1 protein-coding gene is annotated in these 2,023 nt (G+C 55.1%); it reads right to left on the bottom strand.

Annotated features, from left to right (window positions below):
* Positions 1-299: 299 nt before the first annotated feature.
* Positions 300-1,727: a DUF1254 domain-containing protein gene (locus A3M7_RS0137670; RefSeq protein WP_027548495.1), complete on the bottom strand. Its 1,428-nt coding sequence runs from the start codon at positions 1,725-1,727 to the stop codon at positions 300-302.
* Positions 1,728-2,023 lie beyond the last annotated feature (296 nt).

Raw genomic sequence — 2,023 nt, 5'->3', positions numbered from 1 at the left:
CGGTCTCGGCCTGTCGGGCCTTTCGTAGCAGCTCCTCACGAGCCGCCCCAGGTGGAAGCAGTGCGGCTTTATCACGTAGGCGAGTCGCTTCTTCGNCAAGACGGACCTCTAGGGTGTTTGTCTGTTTGAACCGACGCCTCATCGCCCAACCTTGAACATGGGTACCCACTGAAAGCAGGCCTGGTCGGGGCACAAGCAAACGTCAGCTCCGGGGCCAGAAGCTGACATCTTAAACCAGACAAACAAAACCCGCCTCCCGTTTGGAAGGCGGGTTCGAAGCCGGAGAAGCGCCGACTACTTCAGGCGACCTTCCTCACCGGGGGCACCTTCCATGTGCCATTGAGGATCGAGGGGGATTTCTCTTTCGGCCAATACATCCGAAGCATCAAAATGAACTTGCCCGACGGAGCCGGTAGCCAATTGCTTTCCTTGTCCGGTCCAGGCGAGGCATTTTGAATATAGAGGTCCACCGAACCATCGGGGTTAGCGTTCAGATTTTGTCTTGCGCTTAGCGAATATCGGTTGAGCGGGTTCTCAACAAAAAAGTAGTCGGCATTGTACATTGTCAGAGACCAAAAACCGTCGATAGGCGGTAACTGGCCCTTAGGAAAGTGCATGACGTATTTATTCTTGCCCTCATAATCCTTGCCTTCAGCGTCCTTTTGCGAAGTCGGATAGACGGCGTCCTGTATTCGGTTCGCGCCAAGGCCAATAGCGGTCACAAACGCACGATTGAGGTAGTCCGTCCCATAAATGCCAGTCACGTCATCGTATCCAAAACCGTTGATGTGTTTGACGGGCTTGCCAATCTTAAACTGCAGCATGATCCGATCAAATGCGACTTGTGGCACCCTCTTTTCAAAAGCCGGATCAAACTTGTTCGCGTCAAAGTCTTGCCCTGCAACAAGTCCGATCTTGGCAAACTTAGCGAGTTCGGGCGCATCTGCTTGGGCGGGTGGATTGTCTTTCATGAGCTTCGCGAGCAATGTGAAGTATTCCTTCGCGGTCATGCGGTTGACCTGCTCGCGGACGGCGGTTTTCATGTCGATTGATGGATCGACCGCGCCCGCCGGCGGCGTATAGGGCTTGCCGTAGAAACTCAACGGCACGAGCTTGCACTCATCCTGTAGTTTGTGCACCGCGGAGTAGTCTTCCGGCGTGCCGGTGCAATAGATACGCCCGAGCAGCCAAACCATGTTGGTGGGCGACTTATATTCTTTGACGCCGGGCGGCAACGTTCCCTTCCATTTCGGCCCGGTAATCGCATAAGTCTGCGCGGCTGTTCCCGTGGTCCGCTTGCCCGGCACTTGAAAGACTGTCGTCCAACCATCCAGCATCGGGAAGAGCGCATAGCGGTCTTTCATATCAGGAATGCTCAGCACCCACGGCTCTTTGCCGACGTCAAAAAACGAGGTGGTGTAGAGCGTATCGGCATTCGGGGCGGTTACGTCTCTAAATGATGCATTCGGGTATTCGCGCAGTCTGATGATCTGCCCCATCGGTCCGTGTGTGCCTTCGACGCTGGCCACGTTGGTAATAATCCGACGCGTCATCTCCATGGTCACGAGCGGATAACCGAAAACGTAAGCGTCGGTAGCGAGCCAGAACTCGTCCGTCGCCTCCATCGCATTGGTAATAGGGCCATCCCAATTGGCGCGAAGTGCGCTTGAGGAAGATGCAAGCAAGCTCAAACCGCTCAGTGTGACGAAGCGCCGGGTAAACTTCACCGCAATTCTCCAATGTTTGATTAAAGATGCATGTCCGTTCCCAATCCAGAACACAACTCGCCTTTAAATAGTGTCGTCATTCGATTTGGAATGCAACGAACAACCCGTCGTTGACTTTGATCAACCCTCGCAATCCGGGCCGTGCTTGCGGCGCCCCTCTTTCAGGCGCGAATTTCGGCTAATGGGATGGTCCGGCCGTGGTCCGGCCCTGCCAGCACGAGAAGCTGGCAAGGGGCGCTCAAGACAAGGAGCACGCCATGTCTCAGAAACTCAACGCAGCGATCGCCGTGATCGGC

Source organism: Bradyrhizobium sp. WSM2254 (genome assembly GCF_000472645.1).
Lineage (GTDB): Bacteria > Pseudomonadota > Alphaproteobacteria > Rhizobiales > Xanthobacteraceae > Bradyrhizobium > Bradyrhizobium niftali.
The sequence above is the reverse complement of the archived record's forward strand: the minus strand, read 5'-3'. Positions and strand labels throughout refer to the sequence as shown.